We start from the raw sequence: 3,918 nt of genomic DNA, 5'->3' as shown, positions 1-3,918 counted from the left end.
GAATGATGACGAATGAAGAATCCATTTAACACTGTTTCAGGTGTTTTAAAATACATTGCCAATTCAGGGTACATAAAACCGACACGTTGATACTCTGCGCGTTTATCAATTGTTTGAATTAATAACGTTTCATCAAAATCAGTGAGTAGGTAGTCTTTATTTTCTGCTTTAATTTTGCGTAACATTTTATATGCTGCCATTGTTAATTCTAAAAATGTTGGGAATGTGGTTTCTCGATGGTACATAAAATCTAACTTATCAGCACAGTTTTTCAATCCAAATTGATAGTACTTGTCATCTGAAATATAATCAGTCAATTCATTCACGGCATAACTTAACCAATGATCATGATGTTTCCAGTAGTCTTCCGCTATGAATATTTCGAAATAATCAACCACTTCATCTAGCCATTTTTTATCATTGTCAATTTGATACAGACGTAATAAAGAAAAAACGGCTTCACCTTCATAATAAATAATTCGAAACTTATCTTTCACATCAAATGTTGGATATTGTAACACGTGAGTATAATGTCCATCTTCTTTATTTCTCATTTCTAAAATACCATTGGCTAAATGTTGAGCATAAGCTATATAGGATTTATCTTGTGACACCTCTGTGTACTTAGTGATTGCCAAGATGGCTGTTGCATTTGACCCCAATTTTATTTCATCAGCATTCGCTTTATCAACAATATAGGCTGTTTCCTCATGTCGATAAACAAGTGATGCGCTAATTAAATAATCAATGCTTTTTTTAGCTGAGGCTAATATTTTTTTATCACCGATAACTTCATAACCTTCCAGCATAGAGTATAGTGAACTCGAGTGTCTTAGTATATTATAGGTACCGATTTTCTTATCAAACGCCGAGAAATAACCATAGTTAAATTTTCCAGAAGATGTAATTTCTTGTTCTAAAAATAATGTTGACTTTTTAGTGATTTGCTCAATTTCACGTTTTAAATTAGGCGCTTTTCGAATGCCGTTGGCTAGACCACCACTGTATAGCTCTGTCCACTTACGATTTTCAGTAACATCAAAAAAATATCCCTGTGTGTCAAATAGGTATATATTTTTTTGAGCGTAAGCATTCACAGTAAAATTAAAAACTTTATAACGATTAACTTTTAAATAGTGACGAATGTTTAACTCGTCAATTCCCATCACACCATTCTTAGCCTCACGAATAAAAGCATTACCATTCACTTCTTGTTCCAAAAAAGATAATGAAAAATCACTATCAAATGCGATGCCTTTTCTAAAATAATTTTTTCGATACTTAGCTATTTTAGTCTGTAGTTTTAAAAGGGTCGTTTCTTCAACATTCGTCACGTAGTCAAGTTTTACAAATGTGAAATTCGGTTGGTATTTCAGCAACCACTTAAATGCTTTATCCATGACGCGCTCCTGTGCTTTTTCATATGATTGTTCCGAGACATGATGGAAAACTTTTGCGCGTTGATTATGTTGGCCAATTGATAAAAAAACGATGTATTTCGACTGATTTCCTATGACTGGCGGCAATAATTCTTTTATCGATTGTGATCTCTTGTTTGTTTGGAAACGCTCAACTGCTGTTTTAAATTGCTGTAAGTTTGTCATTTTTTCCATCTCTCATCACCCTACCCCACTATTTTTATGTTTTGTTATATAAGCCTATATTGATTCCTCAATATAGGCTCCGGCTTAATGTTTACTTATTTTGTTTCCTCTTTGTTACGGTTACGTCGACCAAATACCAACCCTGCTAAACCAGCAAATACTGCTGCCATTCCAGCTAGACCTTTATTGAATGTATTTGTTGCCGTATTTGGTAATGCTTGACCTGTAGTAATACTTGAAGGACCTGCACTGATTCCATTATCAGTATTGATACCTCCTGTACTGTTACCTGTCGTACCAACATTTGTTCCACCAAGGCCATTTGTTCCACCAGGCCCATTTGAACCATCAGAACCACCTAGACCTAAATCAATCACACCAGAACCGTTACCGTCTGCATCTGCATCGGCATCAGCATCAGCGTCGGCATCCGCATCAGAATCCGCATCCGCATCAGAATCACCTGGGGTCTTTGGACCACCATCTCCATCAGCATCGGCGTCAGCATCGGCGTCGGCATCGGCATCAGCGTCGGCATCAGCGTCGGCATCAGCGTCAGCATCGGCATCGGCATCCGCATCAGCATCACCTTCATCGATTGCTGGTTGGATAACTATGTCAACAGAAGTTGCATCTTCCAATGAAGCAAGTAATTGAAGATCAATAACTTTTGTTCCAACCGCAGCACCTGACACTGAAACTGGATAGGTTCCACCCAGCCCAGAGTTCGTTGGTGCTTCTGGTGTTTTTATTTTGACATTATTAACATCAATCTTAACTGCGCCTAAAACTTGCGCACTTGCTAAATCAGTTGCTAAATCAATGCCACCGTTAGCAATTCGATTAATTACGTTTGTAACTTCACCTGCAGTCGTCTTTACAACACCCAATGTCGCATTAATAGTTTCATTTAATGTTCTAACCAACGAACCAAGAAGCGGTACATTTTCTGCTCCAGGAAGTAACTTCAGCTCGATACCATTAAGTGCCGTTACTACGTTTTGTAATGTTTGGATAACAACATCATTAATTGCACCTTCTAAATGCTGACCAATACCATCAGTAAAATCGACAATTAATTCGCCATTAGGACCTACTGTTACTGGAAAATCTGCATCGTAAGCAAGTAATTGACTCAATGCAGAATCGATATTATTCAAAGCTGCCAATGCTCCAGATAATTCGTCTACACCTTTAACTTGCACAAAAGGACTAAGTAACGCGTTATCCAATAAGGCATCAACTGTCTTTGTAACAGTTGCTACTGTCGATGTAATTGTGCCAGTAAGTCCACCGATTACACCTGATAAAACAGGTAAATCTTGCATTGTAACTGGTAATAATTCAACGCGAACATGAGCACCATCGGCTGTGATTTCAACTTGGTCTCTTAATTGTTCTGGTATATCTTCTAAATTAACTTTAAACAATGCAACGCGATCTGGCCCCAATACTTCCAGATTTGCTAACGCTGTACCTTGCATTGAAAGGTTATATGTATTTTCTTGTCCCGCAACAGCACTTGAAGTAACTGTTGTATTTGATAGTAGGTTAACTTCTGCTAATGAAGCTGCATCTACTGAATGATAATCGAATGATAACTTTTCACCAAATTCAATAGTTAGTGGAGATGTAATTAGTCCTAATGAAAGCAGTGCAGTTGCAACATGCTTAAGTTTAATCTTACGTTTGGTCTCTAATCTTTTCTTGAAATCAAATTGCTTCGCTTTTTTCAAATTAATTCCCCCAATACCGTATTAATTGCTAAAAACAGGTGTATTTATCAGCAACTAAAGTTAGTATAACATCATTCAACAGAATTTTCTGTTAAATGCTCATGTTTTTTACACTATGCAAGTAAAGGTATATTTACCCTTAAATTAAACAAACAGTAGTCTGTATAGACCACACGCAATTGTGTTGATACTTTGGATTCATATAAGTAATATTACCTATATTAATAAATCTATTTTTAACTAGTTAATTCGAAAATATATTTTTATATCAATAAAAAATTTAAATATAAAATTATTTTCATAATACCTTTTTGTATAAAACGAACCTCTATTTTAAATACTTTTCCAAACCCTCTATTCATTCACTTGATTTTTAGCCTTATCGAAAAAAGTCCAAACTGAAAAGCGAAGTGCACTACTTCTAAATCAAATTGAATTGAAACAAATTATGTGTAACAGACTACTATCGATAGATTTATTATTTATCCATTCAAAAAAGCTAGAAACGTTGTCAATAAACGTCTCTAGCTTCTTATATTGTTTATGGTTAATTTTTAATGAACTCTTTTAATGCTAAT

The 3,918-nt window shown here is 35.5% G+C and carries 2 protein-coding genes; both read right to left on the bottom strand.

The window, feature by feature from the left end; translation table 11 throughout:
* Nucleotides 1-1,613: glycoside hydrolase family 88 protein (locus IKV95_RS08800; protein ID WP_287451681.1), on the bottom strand; the 1,613-nt coding region annotated here is incomplete at its 3' end.
* 86 nt (nt 1,614-1,699) lie between these two features.
* Nucleotides 1,700-3,340 (bottom strand): adhesive domain-containing protein, encoded by a 1,641-nt coding sequence (locus IKV95_RS08795; RefSeq protein WP_287451680.1) that lies wholly within the window; start codon nt 3,338-3,340, stop codon nt 1,700-1,702.
* Nucleotides 3,341-3,918 lie beyond the last annotated feature (578 nt).

It is taken from the genome of Brochothrix sp. (genome assembly GCF_017549435.1).
Lineage (GTDB): Bacteria > Bacillota > Bacilli > Lactobacillales > Listeriaceae > Brochothrix > Brochothrix thermosphacta.
Note: the sequence above shows the minus strand (reverse complement) of the source record. Positions and strands in the feature narration are given on the sequence as shown.